This is a genomic window from Neglectibacter caecimuris (genome assembly GCF_034335015.1).
In the GTDB taxonomy this organism is placed as follows: Bacteria; Bacillota; Clostridia; order Oscillospirales; family Acutalibacteraceae; genus Acutalibacter; species Acutalibacter caecimuris_A.
The window spans coordinates 110,943-127,832 of record NZ_JAWXXK010000010.1 but is presented as its reverse complement, the minus strand read 5'-3'; the positions used below and the strand labels follow the sequence as shown (position 1 = coordinate 127,832).

The 16,890-nt window shown below is 53.2% G+C and carries 13 protein-coding genes; 9 read left to right on the top strand and 4 right to left on the bottom strand.

Annotated features, from left to right (window positions below):
• Window positions 1-476: 476 nt before the first annotated feature.
• Genes metA through U8T64_RS13070 form a run of 5 tightly spaced genes read left to right on the top strand, consistent with a single transcriptional unit; the run spans window position 477 to window position 4,403 of the window.
• Window positions 477-1,400, top strand: a complete 924-nt coding sequence (gene metA, locus U8T64_RS13090) for a homoserine O-acetyltransferase MetA (RefSeq protein ID WP_322184175.1) — start codon at window positions 477-479, stop codon at window positions 1,398-1,400.
• On the top strand, window positions 1,397-2,098 hold the full coding sequence (locus U8T64_RS13085) for a 4Fe-4S double cluster binding domain-containing protein (RefSeq protein WP_322184173.1): 702 nt from the start codon (window positions 1,397-1,399) through the stop codon (window positions 2,096-2,098). Before metA ends, U8T64_RS13085 begins: the two co-directional genes overlap by 4 nt.
• The gene (locus tag U8T64_RS13080) at window positions 2,095-2,718 is read left to right on the top strand and encodes an HAD family hydrolase (RefSeq protein WP_322184171.1); all 624 of its coding nucleotides are present in this window, start codon (window positions 2,095-2,097) and stop codon (window positions 2,716-2,718) included. Before U8T64_RS13085 ends, U8T64_RS13080 begins: the two co-directional genes overlap by 4 nt.
• Window positions 2,719-2,778: 60 nt before the next feature.
• Window positions 2,779-3,375, top strand: coding sequence for a GNAT family N-acetyltransferase (locus U8T64_RS13075; protein WP_322184170.1), 597 nt, complete (start codon window positions 2,779-2,781; stop codon window positions 3,373-3,375).
• 44 nt (window positions 3,376-3,419) lie between these two features.
• The gene (locus tag U8T64_RS13070; RefSeq protein ID WP_322184168.1) at window positions 3,420-4,403 is read left to right on the top strand and encodes a phosphotransferase enzyme family protein; all 984 of its coding nucleotides are present in this window, start codon (window positions 3,420-3,422) and stop codon (window positions 4,401-4,403) included.
• 120 nt (window positions 4,404-4,523) lie between these two features.
• On the opposite strand, the gene U8T64_RS13065 is transcribed toward U8T64_RS13070, so the two are convergent.
• From U8T64_RS13065 to U8T64_RS13050, 4 genes are all read right to left on the bottom strand, one after another.
• The gene (locus U8T64_RS13065) at window positions 4,524-5,879 is read right to left on the bottom strand and encodes a radical SAM/SPASM domain-containing protein (RefSeq protein ID WP_322184166.1); all 1,356 of its coding nucleotides are present in this window, start codon (window positions 5,877-5,879) and stop codon (window positions 4,524-4,526) included.
• Between the two features lie 119 nt (window positions 5,880-5,998).
• On the bottom strand, window positions 5,999-6,559 hold the full coding sequence (locus U8T64_RS13060; protein ID WP_322184164.1) for a TetR/AcrR family transcriptional regulator: 561 nt from the start codon (window positions 6,557-6,559) through the stop codon (window positions 5,999-6,001).
• A gap of 17 nt (window positions 6,560-6,576) precedes the next feature.
• The gene (locus tag U8T64_RS13055; protein WP_322184162.1) at window positions 6,577-8,901 is read right to left on the bottom strand and encodes a hypothetical protein; all 2,325 of its coding nucleotides are present in this window, start codon (window positions 8,899-8,901) and stop codon (window positions 6,577-6,579) included.
• A 4-nt stretch (window positions 8,902-8,905) separates the two neighbouring features.
• The gene (locus tag U8T64_RS13050) at window positions 8,906-10,993 is read right to left on the bottom strand and encodes an efflux RND transporter permease subunit (protein WP_322184160.1); all 2,088 of its coding nucleotides are present in this window, start codon (window positions 10,991-10,993) and stop codon (window positions 8,906-8,908) included.
• 558 nt (window positions 10,994-11,551) lie between these two features.
• On the opposite strand from U8T64_RS13050, the gene U8T64_RS13045 reads away from it, so the two are divergent.
• The 4 genes from U8T64_RS13045 (at window position 11,552) to U8T64_RS13030 (ending at window position 16,449) form a co-directional block, all read left to right on the top strand.
• Window positions 11,552-12,142 (top strand): TetR/AcrR family transcriptional regulator, encoded by a 591-nt coding sequence (locus tag U8T64_RS13045; protein WP_322184158.1) that lies wholly within the window; start codon window positions 11,552-11,554, stop codon window positions 12,140-12,142.
• Between the two features lie 75 nt (window positions 12,143-12,217).
• The gene (gene bcp, locus U8T64_RS13040; protein ID WP_322184157.1) at window positions 12,218-12,682 is read left to right on the top strand and encodes a thioredoxin-dependent thiol peroxidase; all 465 of its coding nucleotides are present in this window, start codon (window positions 12,218-12,220) and stop codon (window positions 12,680-12,682) included.
• 17 nt (window positions 12,683-12,699) lie between these two features.
• Entirely contained in the window at window positions 12,700-13,455 is a 756-nt protein-coding gene (yaaA, locus tag U8T64_RS13035; protein ID WP_322184156.1) for a peroxide stress protein YaaA, read from the top strand.
• 198 nt (window positions 13,456-13,653) lie between these two features.
• A complete protein-coding gene (locus U8T64_RS13030; RefSeq protein WP_322184154.1) occupies window positions 13,654-16,449 on the top strand; it encodes an ABC transporter ATP-binding protein/permease in 2,796 nt (931 codons plus the stop codon).
• Window positions 16,450-16,890: the final 441 nt, after the last annotated feature.

Here is a 16,890-nt window from a genome sequence, read left to right as displayed (position 1 = left end):
GAATTCACGGGTCCTTCTTTCGTCTCGTTGTTTAATTTTCAAGGTCCATTCGCTCGCTCTCCCTCAGCGCCTTCGCGGCTTCCAGTCTTCTCGACCAGCTCCGCTCTCAACTCCGATCTCCTTCGAGCTCTACTCCCAAACTCAGTTCCCCTCGCTTGAGTGCTCGACTATCTTATCACATACCACTCCCTTCTGTCAACACCTTTTTTACCTTTTTTTGAAAAAAGTTTTTGACCGGAGGACTTTCCTATAGATCGCCGCAGAAAACTTTACAAGAATCCTGTACAATCGACGGTCTTCTGTGATATAATAGCCCTGCCGCTTTCCCTATTAAAAGGAAACGGACAGCTCCGCATTACACGGAGTGGTTGTAGTATAGCATATTCTTTCCCCGAAAAGCAAGTTCTTTTCATGAAAATCCTTACTTTCTTTCATTTTCCCCAAAATATGGGAGTACTTGGAAAGGTCGTGTCAATATGCCTATCCGTATTCGGGCTGAGCTGCCCGCTGTAGAGGTACTGGAATCGGAAAATATTTTTGTAATGACCCATGAACGGGCGGCCGGGCAGGATATTCGTCCGCTGCGGATCGCTATTTTGAATTTGATGCCCACCAAGCTGGAAACCGAAACGCAGCTTCTTCGGCTTTTGGGCAATACTCCCCTGCAGGTGGACGTGGAGCTGCTGCACACTGCCAGCCATGTGAGCAAGAACACCAGCGCCTCCCATCTCAATACCTTTTATAAGACCTTCTCCGATGTAAAGGCGGAAAAGTTTGACGGACTGATTATCACCGGCGCCCCAGTGGAACAGCTTCCTTTTGAAGAGGTGGATTACTGGGAAGAAATGTGCGCCATTATGGAGTGGAGCAAAACCCACGTGTATTCCGTGCTTCACATTTGCTGGGGCGCTCAGGCCGGCCTCTATTATCATTATGGAATTCAGAAGCACCCGCTGCCTGAAAAGCTCAGCGGTATTTATAACCACACGGTGCTGAATCCCTATCACCCGCTGATGCGTGGCTTTGACGACAATTATTTTGCCCCGCACTCCCGCTATACCGAGGTTTTGCTGGAGGACGTCAAAAATCACCCGGAGTTGATTCCTCTGGCGGTTTCCGATCTGGCGGGGCTGCATATCGCGGCGGAGCGAAGCGGACGGCAGTTTTTTGTGACAGGGCACGCCGAGTACGACAGGGATACCCTGGCAAAGGAGTATTTCCGGGATATCAACCGCGGGCTGAATCCCAAGATCCCCTACCATTACTTTCCGGACGACGACGATACCAAAACGCCGCCCTTTACCTGGCGAAGCAACGCCCATCTGCTTGTTTCCAACTGGTTGAACTATTTCGTGTATCAGAACACGCCCTATGATTTTCTTGGAGGGAAACCAGTATGATCTCTACACAAGAGCTGAGGGCGTTACTGCTGGAAAAGGGCGCGGATCTGGTTGGTTTTGGCGATTTGAAGGGAATCGGAGAAACATCTTCCCCATTCAGCCGTTGCGTTTCCCTGGCAGTGAAGCTTCCAGCAGAGACCGTACATGGCATTGCGGAAGGGCCAACCATAGAGTATTATGAGGCTTACCACACCTTAAACGCCCGGCTGGACGCATTGGCCGAATTTGCCGCCAGGTATCTGGAGAAAAGGGGCTTTCAGGCGCAGGCGCAGACTACTACCATCGTGGTGGAAAAAGCCGGATACCGCACCGCCATACCTCATAAGACCTGCGCCACCCGCTCCGGACTGGGGTGGATCGGAAAATCGGCGCTTCTGGTCACGCCGGAATTCGGCCCTGCCGTAAGGCTCAGTTCCGTACTGACCGACGCCGCTTTTGACTGGGTAGGAGTTCCCATTTCTTCTTCCCGTTGCGGAGGCTGTGAACGGTGTAAAAACGCCTGCCCGGGAAGCGCCATTACCGGCACGCCGTGGGAAACTGCTGTGGAACGGGAACGGCTGGTGGACGTGGAAAGCTGCCGCCGGGCCGCAAGAAGGCTGGCGCTGGAGCGCACGGGAAAAGAAATCACTCTTTGCGGAAAGTGCATTGAGATTTGTCCCTATACCCAAAACTACTTAAAAAGGGAGTTATCACTATGAAATATGATGGGATCCTGTTTGACCTGGACGGCACCCTGTGGGACGCCGCTGAGCCCACCGCCATTTCCTGGCAGCTCGCTTTGAAGGATATTCCGGACGTGAAGCGCCCACCCACCGTGAAGGAGCTGGAGTGCGTTATGGGAATGACCGCCGTTCCGCTAATGGCAAAGCTTTTCCCCTATCTTTCCACCGAACGGGGGTTGGAGCTATTTGAGCTTTGCTGCCAAGTGGAAAATGAATACCTTCGTGAACACGGCGGGCGGCTGTACGAGGGGATCGAAGCTCTTCTCACAGAGCTTTCCGCAAAGGCGCCGCTCTTTATTGTGAGCAACTGCAACAAGGGCTATATTCCCGCTTTTCTGGAAGCCCACCGCCTTGCTTCTTATTTTAAGGACTTCGAGTGCAGCGGGGAAACGGGCCTGCAAAAGGGAGAAAATATTCAGCTGGTGGTGCAGCGCAATCATTTGAAAAAACCTGTTTATATCGGAGACACGGAAATAGACCGGGACGCCGCGAAGCAGGCGGGTGTTCCTTTCCTGCACGCAGGGTACGGCTTCGGCACGGTTCCGGACGCGATCCATGCGGAAACGCCCTTGCAGCTTCTTTCCTTATTGGAATGATCTGCGGGACGGTTTCGAAAACAAACGCAAGTTTCTTGTAAGCTAAGGAGTATCCATACTATGAAAACCAGTCTGCTGTTTTCCAGCTTTCCGTTTATTACGGGTGAAAAAGTCACGTTATCCCGCATGACGGAGCTGGACCTGAGAGCCCTGTGGGAAATTATGGGAGACGATGAGAATTATCGCTTTGCGCCCACCGCCGCTTTGCGCTCTTTTTCGGAATGCGCCCCGAAGCTGCGGCAGGCGGAGGCGCTGTTCCGGGAAAAGAAGGCCGTGGTGCTGGGGATCTACGGAAACGAGGGGAATCACCAGCTGGTAGGCGTTTTTGAGATCTTTGACATCGATCCCCAGGTGGAAACCGCCACCATACGCTTTACCCTGAGCCGACGGTTTCTCGGGAAGGGCTATGCCTCCGGCGCGGTGCGGGAGGTAACGGAATATCTGATGGAGAAGGTAGAGCTGCACCGAATCCAGGCTTATGTGCTGCCTATCAATTACCGGGGGATCCTGGTGCTGGAGCGCTGCGGCTTTCAGAAGGAAGGCACCATTCGGGAGGGCTTTTACTGGCCGGACAAGGGCATTGTGGACGTTTCCCTTTACTCCCTGCTGCCTTCCGATCTGCGCCCGAAAAAAGAGGGACAATCTTTCTATTTGTAAGGACATTTTACTATGCTGCCTCAAATCGACCGGAGAGAAGCCTCATGAATAAGATGATCCACCAGATGATTTGTGAAGAGCTGGGCCTGGGCGCCCTTCTCGCCCCGCCGACCCGGCTGACCGGCGGCTTTTTGCACCGCATGGAATCCCTGTTTACCGAAAAGGGGCGCTATGCCGTAAAGCTTTTGAACCCCGACATTATGGCGCGGGAGGACGCGCTTTCCAATTACGCGGCGGCAGAACAGCTGGAGGCTTTGCTGGAGCGGGAAAAGCTTCCCATTCTGCCCGCCCTTTCCTTCCACGGCAAAAAGCTGCAAAAGCTTGAGGGGCAATACTTTTATGTATTTCCGTGGTTTGAGGGAACGGCCCTGACCGCCGGGGAGGTTCGGGAATTCCACTGCAAAGAGATCGGCAAAACTCTCGCCCGCATTCATGGCCTTTCTCTCAAAGCCGTGCCGGTTTCTCAGAAACCGGAAGCGATCGATTGGGATCAGCTTCTCCTTCGGCTGGAGAAGGAAAACCGGGAGTTGTTTTCGGAGGTGAAGCCTCACCGCTCTCTGCTGTGTCTGCTTCAGGAGCGGGGAAACTCCGCTCTCCCCTTTCTCCCCCGCGCGGCTGCCATCTGCCACAATGATCTTGACCCCAAAAACGTGCTGTGGAACGGCGGCGCCTATCGGGTGATCGACCTGGAATGCCTTTCCTACGGCAGCCCGTATCTGGAGCTTTATGAAGCCGCCCTGAACTGGGCAGGATGTGATTTTCTGGAGCTTCGGCCTGAGCTTCTCCGTGCTTTTGTTACGGCTTATCGGGCAGCCGGAGGAGCGCTTCCTGAAGATTGGGCGATTCTGCACGATGGTAACATGGTAAGGCTGGACTGGCTGGCCTATAATCTGGAGCGCGCCCTGGGATCCGGCCTCGACCTGGAGGAGCGGGCGCTGGGCGTTTCAGAGGCCGAAAACGCCATGCGCCGCATTGTTTACTATGATAGAATTCGGGACGAGATGCTGAAACTGCTTTCTGAGCTTTGAAAAAGCAGATCATAGGAAATCTGCCTTTCCATGCTTTTCCACAAGCCACAAAAACCCGGAAGCTATTATGGCCTTCCGGGTTTTCATTTTGCAGAGCAGACAAGAAAAAACACTTCTCCGTTATTCTTTTTTCTTTTGGCTGGTTTCCCACAGCTTCTCCGCTGTGGGAGTCCAGTTTTTTGCGTATGCTTTGCACTTTTCGCAGAGGTGCTCCACCGTTTCCGGAGACTGCAGGTCTGTAGAGACCGCACCGGTGGCGTGAACCATGGCTTTCAGCCGCTCCGGATTTTCCAGCATGGGGCAAGGCCTTAAATGATTCTTGTTAAAGGGCTGCTCATCATGGTACGCCATGAAAATGGGAGACCTCAGTACCTCCAGCAAAGTCATTTCCCGAATATTGGCGTTGGAATAATGGATAAACACACAGGGGTCGCAATCGCCATTGGCATTGATATGGAAGTACCGCCTTCCGCCGGCAATACAGCCGCCTACAAATTCTCCATCGTTCTGAAAATCCATGGCGAAAATGGGCTTTGTTTTTCGCGCTTCCCGAATTCTGTGATACATGAATTCCCGCTGCTCCGGGGAAGGCATCAGAGCGGGCACAGCGTCATTGCCCACGGGCATGTAGTGGAAATACCACACAAAGGAAGCGCCCCAGTCTATCATCTGGTCAAAGTATTCCCCGCTGGAAATGGAATCCAGGTTCTGGCTGGTATAGCAGCAGCTGATGCCAAAGGGCAAACGTTTCCGCTTTAAAAGCTCCATAGCGGCCGTGACCTTTTGGAAGGTGCCGTTTCCACGGCGGCCGTCCGTTGCTTCTTCAAAGCCCTCCACGCTGATAGCGGGCAGGAAATTTCCCACGTCCAGCATGGTATCGGCGAATTCTTCATCGATCAGCGTGGCATTGGTGAAGCACAGGAACTGACAGTCGTTATGCTTGCGGCAGAGAGCGATCAAATCGTTTTTCCGCACCATGGGCTCCCCGCCGGTATAGATGTAAATGTACACTCCCAGCTCTTTTCCCTGGCTGATAATGGAATCGATCTCATCAAAGGTAAGATTCAGCTTGTTGCCGTATTCCGCCGCCCAGCAGCCGGTACAGTGCAAATTGCAGGCGGAGGTGGGGTCTAAAAGAATTGCCCAGGGAATGTTGCAGCCGTATTTTTCCCGCATTTCCTCCTGCTTGGGCCAGCCCACCAGATTGCCGTTTAGGATAAAAGCCTCAAATATTTTTTTCAAAACCTTAGGGTCCGTTTCTGTGAAAATGCGCTTCATCAGCTGGTGCATGTTGTTTTCCGGGTCTTCGATCACACGGCGAAACGCCGCGCGCTGTACCGGAAAGCCTTTTTCCCCTTCCGGGGCGAATTTGTCCACCCAATCCATCAGCTTGGGCAGATTTTTCTCCGGCTCTCTCTCAATGTAGCTGAAGGCCTGCTTTAACCAAAACTGCACCATTTTGTTTGAGGTATTCAAACGATATCGTTCCTTTCCTGTGATTTACCTACAGAATACCATCGACAAAAAAGGCCAGCAATCGACAAAGGATTCTCCGTGTCAAAAAACCAGACACAGAGAACCCTCTGTCATAAAAGCTATTTTACTTTGAGGAAGCGACCCAACGCATCGCTGAGGCTTCCGGTCAGCAAAAGAAAATAATACTCTAAATTCACCTTGTTTTCGTCCGGCAGCCCCCGCTCCACCCATTCCAGGCAAAGGCTGGCAAAGCCCCAGGCGTATACCTTCACAAGAAATTCCTTTTGACTTTGCGGAACCCCTGCCGCTTGCGGACAAAGCGCCATCTGCTCTTCCAAAATGGGAAGAAACCATTTTTCCAGCACCTGCCGGTAGCGCTTCTGGCTTTTCGGCTCATAGCCCCGCAGGAGCATAAGCCTGTTTTCATAAAAGTAGCGAAACAGCAATCTGACCTTTTCCTGCCAGTTCTCCGGCGGATCGGAAAGCGCCTCGAAAAACTTTCGAATATCCTCCTCCAACGTCCATTCCATCAGATCATATACATCGCAAAAGTGGTAGTAAAAGCTTTGGCGGTTAATTCCGCAGCCGCTCACAATATCCTTTACGGTGATCCGCTCCAGGGGTTTTCGCTTCAGCAGCTCCTTCAGCGATTCTGCCAGGGCTTGTTTCGTCTGTTTCATTTGCCACCCCTTTTTTCTCAGTTAAACAGTCCCTTCACCCGATCCCAGAAGGTTTCTTCCGCCGGAGCGGAAGCTGTTGTTTCTGAAGAAGAGGATCGCTCCCCTTCCCCGCTGTCTGCCTTAGGGACATTCTGAAACGCGCCTGTGCGCATGACATATTTTACGGTGTGCTCCATCTCTTCTCCACAGCCTGTACCTTCAAAGCGTTCCGCACGGTCTGACATGGCTTCCAAAACCTTCGCCAGATCGGAATCGGGATCCACGGCGTTTGTCAACCTGTCAATGGCTTTTTCCGAAAATTCCTCCATGCCGTCCTTTAACTTTCCCGTGCCCTCCTTCAGTCCTTCTCCGCCGCTTTGGAACTGGGAAATGGAGTCCGTCACTGTTTTACTGGAATCGGCAAGAAGATCCAGCCCGGAGGAGAGGGAATCGGCACCGCCGGAAAGCTGACGTACCCCAGAAGCGAAAGCGGTGGTGCCGCCCAGAAGGGCGTCTGTTCCGGCATTCAGATTTTCCGCGCCTTCCGCCAGGGCGTTTGCCGCTCCTACCACTGTTTTCTGACTAGCAGGATCGCTCGCATTGTACAATGCGGCGGTGAGGGTATCCACCTGGCCCAGCATAGAGGAAGCTTCGGCGGAAAGTGTTTTGAATTCCCCCAGCAGGGTTTGGAAGGAAGAGGTATCCAGCTCCGGAACCCCGGCCGCTACCTGGGACACCGCCCCAGCCCTTGCCGCCTGCATTTGTTCTGAGCCGCACACAGCCGAGGCGATCTGTTCTGCCGCCTCTTCTGAAACAGGGTTCCCGGAAAGCAGCCCTTCGGGCAGTGTAGAGGTAATGCCCTGCGCGACACCGGCAGTCAGGGTCTCTTTTGTGCTGTCCATACCGCTTTGCGCCGCGGCGAGAATAGCGCTCTGCTGCTCTGCGGTCAGACCCAGCTCTCCGGAGGAGAGCACCTGCTGTAGAACCTGCAGATCCGCGCCCTGTACCGCATCAACGATTTCCGCGGACTTTTCAGGGATAGCCTGCTGCACCCCGCTCAGAGCGCCGGAAAGCTGCTGAGAAACCACCTCTCCCGTGGCAGTGGCAGCGGCCTTTGCCGCCCTGTACGCCGCCCCGTCAAAAACCTGGCCCACTCCGGCGGAAAGCTGTGTCTTCAGGCCGGAGGTATCGGGGATCGTCAAGCCGTTTAACTGGGCGGATAAACCAGCCATTTTGTTTTGCAAAGCATCTTTTTGCCCAGCGGCGGCAGTCAGGGCTGGCACTAATTGAGTATTCAGCTGATCGGATAAGCCTACCGCACCGTTTCTCAGCTGCTCCGCTCCGGCGGCCAGCTCCCCGGATTTTTCAGAAAGGATCTCGGCGTTGTCCAGCAGGTTTCTGCCGCCCTCCGCCAGTTGATCGGCGCCTTCCACCGCTGTTGAGATCCCTTCGTCAAATTGGCTGTAGCCATCGGCAAATTCACCCAGCTTTTCCACCAGCGTGCCTACGGCATCGTCCAGCTCCACCGTGCCGTCCTGTAATTGCTCTGTGGCGTCTGTCAGTTCGTTCAGCGTATTCTTCAGCTGATCGGTATCCAGCTCCTCCAGCAGAGCTTTCCTGCCAGGCGCGGCGGCAAACAGGAAGGTCGGCATTTCACACTGTGTTACATCAGCCTCAATAGTAAACTCGTCTAAAAGAGCCTCCTCCAGCTCCTGCAGGTCATCAGGCAGCAGTCCGGAAATGGAATCCCTGACGCCGGGAAGCGCCAGAAAACAGGCAAGCTGTGTTTTGGAATCTGTTTGTACCGCGCCGTGCTCAGCGCTCACATTTTGATAGGAATCCGCCGGCAGCAAGGCGGCGCACACGGTCAAAAAAGGCGTGCAGACCGTGCGGTTTTTTCCGCCGATTTTTATGGTTTCCGTTTCCTGATTCGTCAGCTTCACCGCCATAGTCAAATGTCCGCTTTTTCCCACAAGCTCTTCGGGGGCAAGTTCTTTTCCGTCCAGTGTGTAGCGGATCTCCGCGGTTACAGGAGGCTCGGCATTTGTTTCACCCCGATAGTAGAGATCTGTTTCTTCTGTGTTCCAAATCAATTCTCCGTCCCGGAAAACCGGCTGGGTATTGCTTTTCAGATTTTCAATTTCCTTAAGACCGCTTTTATCCCGCACATTGTGAAAACCGTTGTCACTGTGCAGCCAGTCGCTGACGATCTGCTTCTGTACGGTGCCGTCCTGATTCAAAATAACATAAGCGGTTTCGTCTTTCTTCGCTGGTACGGGCCCTGCGGCAACCGCCGGAGCAGAGCAGGTTAGAAGCAGCAGTGTGGACAGCAGAATGGAAAAGAGTTTCTTGGCACGTTTCATACAATCAATCTCCTTCTTTTATTTCAGTAGGATTCGTCCAGTGAAAAGTGGTTTTTTTCAAGATCGGAGCGGTAAACACCAGCAGCGCGGGCAGCACCAGCAAAATGACTGCCATGCTCAGCAGCGCGCCTCGGCTGATGAGCCGGCACAGACTGCCTAAAAGCTCCATTTTTGATACCAGTGATACACTGAAGGTGGCGGCAAAGAAGGTCAGCCCGCTGGTGAGAATGCTTTGGCTGCACTGCTCTACCGCGATCCGCGCCGCTTCCCTGGCATCATGGCCCGCGTTCATTTCCTCCCGAAAGCGGGTAGTCATTAAAATGGCGTAATCCACTGTGGCGCCCAGCTGAATGGTGCCGATCACGATGCTGGCGATAAAGGGCAGGGTCTGCCCGGTAAAATAGGGAATTCCCAAATTGATCATAATGCCGCTTTCAATGGCCGCTACCAGAAGCACCGGCACGGAAGCGGAACGGAAGGTCAGGGCAATAATGAGAAAAACCACTAAAATGCTGGTGATATTGACATTGCGGAAATCCACATCAGCCACTTTGATCAGGTCCTTCGTCATAGCGCCTTCACCGGTGATAACGCCCGCCGGGTCATAACGCTTCACCACCGTCTGAAGCTCTGTAAGCTGGCGGTTCTGCTCCTCTGTACCGCTTTGGTAAGAGGAATTCGCCAGGATCAGCCTGCGCCCGCCCGCCTCAAAAATTTCCTTTGCCTCTTCCGGCAGGAATTCCTCCGGGATCCCCGCGCCCAAAAACTTTTCATAGCTTAAAACCTGATGGATCCCTTCCACCTGTTCCAGCTCCGCTGTGAGGCCTTGCAGCTTCTGCGGCGCCAGGTTTTCGTCCACCATGATAAAGTGAGAGGTGGTCATGTCAAAATCGTCCTTCAGCCGGCTGGTACCCGCAATGCCCGGAAGGTCCTGGGGCAGAGAATCGGTGATGGTATAATAGACCGGCGTTTTTGCCTGCGCAATGGCAAAGGGGAAAAATAGAAAAATAAAAATCAGCAGAATCGGCACCCGCCTTTTCACCACAAAGCCCGCGGTACGTGTCAGCTTTGGGATGAAGGTGGGATGAGTGTGCCTTTGAATGGAGCGCCGGAAGGTCATGATCAGCGCGGGTAAAATGGTGAGGGTGCATGCCACGCCTAAAAACACGCCCTTTGCCATTACGATCCCGATATCTCTGCCTAACGTCAGGCGCATGGTGCACAGCGCCAGAAACCCGGCAATGGTAGTGAGCGAGCTTGCGGAAATGGAGGAAAAGGTTTTTCCGATGGCACGAACCATGGCCGTTTCATCGTCCAGCCCGCCGCTTCGCTCTTCTTCAAAGCGGTGCAGCAGGAAAATGGAGAAGTCCATAGTTACGCCAAGCTGCAGCACAGTGGCCAGCGCCTCAGTAATATAGCTGATCTCCCCCAGAAAAATATTGGTGCCGAAATTATAGGCGATGGGAAACACCATGCCCAACATAAACAGCAGGGGGATCACCGTTTCCTTCATGCTGAGAAACAGGATCAGCAGGGAAGCGCCTACGGCGCAAAGGATATACAGCGGCATTTCCTCCTGCACCAGGGCCCGGGTATCCTCCAGAATCGCGGACATTCCACCAATAAAGCAATTCTCACGCAGCAGGCTTTTGATCTCCCGCTGCGCCGCCATAGTAGTTTCATGCGCGCTGGGGTTTTCAAACCGCACGATCAGCATGGTCGCGCCGCTATCGTTGTAGAAAAACCTTTGCAGATCGGAAGGCAGCATTTCCTTTGGAGTGGAAACATCGACCAAATCGCTCACCCACAGGACGCTTTGTACCCCTTCGATTCCAGAAAGCTCTTCTTTCAGCGTCAAGGTATCCGCCGCAGTCATATTCTCCACCGTGATCATGGAGACCGAGGCCATGTTGAAATCCTCCTCCAGATACCTTTCTCCTATGACAGATTCCAGCTCTTTCGGCAGGTAAGTGAGGATATCGTAGTTTACATAAGTTCCTACCGCCCCCACCACCGAAGGGATCAACAGCAGAACAGCCAGAAGCAGCACCAGCTTTCTGCGCTTGACCACCCAACGGGCAAATCGTTCCATACAGTCGCTTCCTTTCTTTCAGCTTTGCGTGTCCCCTGCGTGAAGCTGCTGGGGATTCGCTTAATGACTATTGGTCATTTAATGTATACCGAAAGAATAATCCAAAAATGACTAATAGTCAATATTGCAATCCGCCGAAAAACCAGCCGCGCAGCAATTGACTATTGGTCATTTTTATAAATCTGAAGAAAGCCCTTGCTCTTTTCTCAAAAAAGTGGTTCAATATTAAGCATATCGAAAATGCTTTTCGCAACGCTTAAACCTATTGGAAAAATCATAGATTTTTCCAATAGATTGCGATTGAAACGCAAGAGAGGGGTCCGCCTGTCGGCTCAGACATTGCTGGACGTGCCCCACCGGGGCACAGCAACCGAAGCGACAGCTGAGAACGGGTCAGGGAGGTCTCAGCTGGAGACCTTCCCCCCACCGGGACGCGCTCACCCCCAGTGGTCCCCTCTCACACTCTTCCCCCTTCCGTTTCTTATGGTTAGAGTGTTTTTCGATAGTCTGAATATTCTTGTGGAACAGTGCAAATCTTTATAGAAACGGGGCCTTTCCATGGGCGAAAAAACAGAGTTAAAAAAGGAACAGAAAAAACAAAAGCTGCTGAACGCCGCCTACAGCCTCTTTTTGGAAAAGGGCGTTTCAAAAACTTCTGTGGACGAGATCGCCAAGGGAGCCAATGTGGCAAAGGGCACATTTTATCTGTATTTTCATGACAAAGAGCATCTTTTGCAGCAGCTGGCCTACCAAATCTCCTTCCGAGTGCTTTCGGAGGGCTATGAATTTGTCAACGCACGGCAAACAAAGGATTTTACGGAAAATGTGATCCTGCTGATTGACTATGTCATTGAATATTTCAAACGGAACAAGCTGATCCTGCGGCTGATCCAGCGAAATTTCTCCTGGCCCATTGTGGAACGGCAGCTGAGCCTGCGGGAGGATCCTCTTTGGGACAAGCTGATGACCGCCGTGGAACAAAGCGGTATCGCCCAGGGCAGAACGGAGGACGAACTCTTTAAGCTCATTTTTGTCATTCTGGAAATGATCGGCTCCACCTGCTATTCCTCTATCATTCAGGGGAACCCGGATACCATTGACAATATGAAGCCCATTCTGTACGGACTTGTGCGAAAAATGATCGGCTGAGGGCACGGCAAGTTCAAGCGCCGCTTCCCCGCGAGGAAGTTATTCGCTTAATCACATTTAAAGGAGAGAAAAACTATGCTGGAAACAGGAAAAAAAGCGCCGGAATTTACGTTGGAGGATCAAACCGGAAAAAAGGTAAGCCTTTCGGATTTTCTGGGGAAAAAGGTGGTTCTCTATTTCTACCCCAAGGACAACACTCCGGGCTGTACCAGGCAGGCCTGCGCTTTTGCTCAGGCTTATGAGGAATTTCGTTCCGAGGGGATCGTAGTCATTGGGATCAGCAAGGATTCCGTGGCTTCTCATTTGAAGTTCGTTCAAAAATATGACCTCCCCTTCCTGCTGCTTTCCGACCCGGAGCTGGAGGTTCTTCAGGCGTATGATGTTTGGAAGGAAAAGAAGCTTTACGGAAAGGTCAGCATGGGAGTGGTGCGCTCTACCTATCTGATCGACGAGCAGGGCGTGATCGAAAAGGCCATGCCCAAAGTGAAGCCGGACACCAACGCCGCTGAGATCCTGGCCTATCTGGCTGAGAAAAAGTGACGGCGGTCAAAAGCTCCATGAAGATCATCATTGCCCCAGCAAAAAAGATGCGGGTGGATATGGACAGCCTTCCCTGGCAGGAGCTCCCCCGCTTTCTGCCGCAAACAGAACAGCTCTTGGAAAAGCTCAGGGGCATGTCCTATGACGAGCTGAAAAGACTCTGGGCCTGCAATGATTCCATTGCCGCCCTGAACGCGGAACGCCTGCGGCACATGGAGCTTCGCGCTTCTCTGACCCCCGCCGTGCTTGCCTATGAGGGAATCCAGTACCAGTACATGGCGCCGGGAGTAATGCCTGAGCGGGCGCTTGCCTACCTTCAGGAACACCTGCGCATTCTCTCCGGGTTTTACGGCGTGCTGCGCCCCTTCGACGGCGTAACTCCCTACCGCCTGGAAATGCAGGCCCGGCTTTCCCTGGGAAAGGCAAAGGATCTCTATTCCTTTTGGGGAAATACTCTCGCGGATTTTCTGTTTTCCGAAACGGACTGTGTGATAAACCTGGCTTCTAAAGAGTACAGCCTGTGTGTTTCCAGGTATCTTCCAGCCTCCGTGCGGCTGATCACCTGCGTTTTCGGAGAGCTGCAAAACGGAAAGCTTCTGGAAAAAGGCACCCTTTGCAAAATGGCACGGGGCGAAATGGTGCGCTTTCTGGCGGAAACCGGCGCGGAGGCGCTGGAGGAGCTGCGCGGCTTTGACCGCCTGGGCTACCGGTATTCGCCGGAATACTCCAATGAGACCGCTTATGTCTTTTTGAAGCAGGGAAACCATGCGTAAATACATTTTCAGGAAGCCTTCCCGCTGCTCGGGGATAATGCTTTCCTTTGCCAAAATGAAACGAACGGTTGCCGCCGCAAGAATGCGGCGGCCTTTTTTCATAATTTTTTCATAATTTCTTTACAGTTTCGTTGTATCTTCCCTTTATTCTGAGTGAGATTGAGAAAAATCAGGCTCTACAGGAAGGAACAGTGGCCAATGCTTCAAGTAAAAAATATCTCAAAGCAATTTCGTACCGGCGAGCTGGTGCAGCAGGCGTTAAACGGGGTTTCGCTGAACCTGCGGGACAACGAGTTTGTCTCGATCCTGGGCCCAAGCGGCTCCGGAAAAACCACGCTGCTGAACATTATCGGCGGGCTGGACCGGTACGACAGCGGAGATCTTTTGATAAACGGCGTCTCCACAAAGGAGTATAAGGACCGGGACTGGGATTCTTACCGGAACCATTCCATCGGTTTTGTGTTTCAAAGCTACAATCTGATCCCCCATCAGTCCATTCTCCAAAACGTGGAGCTGGCGCTGACCATCGGCGGCGTTTCCCGTACCGAACGGCGAACCCGCGCCAAAAAGGCGCTGGAGGAGGTAGGACTTGCCGGCCAGCTCCATAAAAGACCCAACCAGCTTTCCGGCGGGCAGATGCAGCGGGTGGCCATTGCCCGGGCTTTGGTAAACAACCCGGAAATTTTGCTGGCGGACGAGCCCACGGGGGCGCTGGACACGGAAACCAGCCTTCAGGTGATGGAGCTGTTAAAGCAGGTGGCCAGGGACCGGCTGGTGGTCATGGTCACTCATAATCCGGAGCTTGCCCAACAGTACTCCACCCGTATTATCAAGCTGCGGGACGGGAAGATCACCGGCGACAGCGACCCCTTCCTGCCGGAGGAGACCCCCGCGAAACCGGAGGGAAAAAAGACAGGAAAAGCCAAAATGTCTTTCCTGACCTCCCTCTCCCTGAGCTTTAATAATCTGCGCACCAAAAAGGGCAGGACAATTTTGACCGCCTTCGCCGGTTCCATCGGCATTATCGGAATCGCGCTGATCCTGGCCCTTTCCAGCGGGGTGAACACCTATATTGCGGATATTCAAAAGGAAACCATGACCTCCTACCCCATTACCATAGGCTCTCAGGCGGTGGATATGTCCGGCTTAATGGGCATGCAGGCCGGTATGCGGGGCGGCATGCTTCAGGAGAAAGAAACCCGGCCGGACAATATGGTTTCCATGGACACCCGCCTGCTGGAATCCAGCGAGGCGATCGCCAGCAGCATCAAGGAAAACAACCTGACCGCCTTCAAAAAATATTTGGACGATCCGGACAGCGAGATCCGGCAGTATCTCGGCGAGAACGGCGTAGCCTATACCTACGGCGTAAGCTTCAAGGTTTACTCCTATGACGCGGACGGCACATTGGTAAGCTCCGACGCCGAGCCGGAGGAGGCGGGCAGCTCTTCCCTGCCCGGCGGGAGTATGGGCCCGGCAGCCGCCATGGATCGCATGAATTCTCTGATGGGCAAAAACGCCTCCGGCGCGGAAAATTTCTCGCAGCTGATGCCCGGCACCGGCGGCGCCGTTGTCAGCCGGATCCTGACCGACAGCTACGATGTTCTGTACGGCGCGTGGCCCAAGGCTTATGATGAGATCGTGCTGGTGCTGGAGGAAAACGGCTCGATCCCCGCGGAGGCTCTTTTCCAGCTGGGCCTGCTCACCGGCGAAGAATATCAGGAGATCACAGAGCAGATCAAGAACAGCGGGAAAGCGCCGGAACGCACCTGGACCTATGAAGAGCTTTGCAGCCACACCTTCTACCTGCTGCCCGCCTGCGAGCATTATGAGGAAAAGGAAAACGGCCTTTTCACGTATGTGGGCGAGGAGGCCCTGAAGCTGGAGCCCCTTCTGGAAAATGCCATCAAGCTGAAGGTGACCGGCGTGATCTGTCCCAAAAGGGACGCGGCAAACGCCAACCTCACCACCGCCGCGGCCTACACCTCGCTGCTGACAGATCACATCATTGCCCTGACCGATGAAAGCCCTGTGGTACTGGCGCAGGAAAAGGATGAAGCCGTCAACATTCTGAATGGCATGGCTTTTGAGGCGGCGGACGACAACGCGAAAACGGAAGCCGCCAAGACCTATCTTTCCGGTCTCGGGGTATCCGATAAGGCCTCCTTTTACAGCATGATCCTATATTATAATTCTCAGAAAGCAGAGAAAACAGAAACCGAGCCTTCCCAGCCGGCCCCCGGCGGCGCTCCGGCAGAAATGACGCCGGGCGGCAATCAGCCGGACGAAACGGCTATGGCTGCCCTGCTGGACCGCTGGCTTGCGGAAACACCGGACGAAGAGCTGCTGCTGTCTGTTTATGAAGAGTATATTGCCGGAGCCACTTACAAGGACAACATGAAAAGCTTCGGCAAGGTGAGCTATGAGGCCCCGGCCTCCATCAGTATTTATACGGACAGCTTTGAAGCCAAGGACGCTGTTTCCGCCTGCATTGAACGGTATAACGAAGGCGTGGAGGAAAAAGACAGGATCACCTATACCGATTACGTGGCGCTGCTGACCAGCTCCATCACCACCATTGTGGACGTGATCTCCTATGTGCTCATCGCCTTCGTGGCGGTCTCCCTGATCGTTTCCAGCATTATGATCGGGATCATCACCCATATTTCCGTGCTGGAGCGTACCAAGGAGATCGGGATCCTTCGGGCGATCGGCGCTTCCAAACGGAATATTTCCCAGGTATTCAATGCGGAAACCGTTATCATCGGCCTGCTGGCCGGTGTGCTGGGCGTGGGCGTTACGGTACTTTTGACCTTCCCCATCAACTCCCTTTTGCAAGGCCTTTTGGATACAGCCGCGCTTTCCGCCTCGCTTCCGCTTCCGGCGGCTCTGTTTTTGATTTTGCTCAGCGTGGCCATCACCGTGATCGCCGGGCTGCTCCCCGCGAAAAGCGCTGCCAAAAAAGACCCCGTTACCGCGCTGCGTACAGAATGACTTTTTGGGCAATGGAAAATGAGCAATCAGCTATTAGAAAGTAGTAATTAAGGGTAAGAGCGGAGAGTGGGCAGGTAACTGCAAATTGCAGTTTAGCACATAGTTTTCCACTGTCATTGCTGAACAAAAAGCAAGGCTCGCCTTGCTTTCCCAGCGAAGAATCTCACCCCTGAATTCTCTGAAAAAGGTCAAGGACAAGATTCTTCACTTCGTTCAGAATGAAAGGCGGAGAGCGAGCGCCTTACCGCCAAATTTCAATTTACCAGGCGCTGCTTGCGGTGCCCGCGCCCTTGACCTTATAATTGCTCATTGCTCCTTCCTAATTGCTCATTTTATGTAGTGTGGTGCTTGCTCCTCATACATTTATATGCGAAAAAGGAACGGGAACTTTTGATTTGCAAAAATATCCCAGCGTTTTTCACAGAAAACTTTTTGGAATAC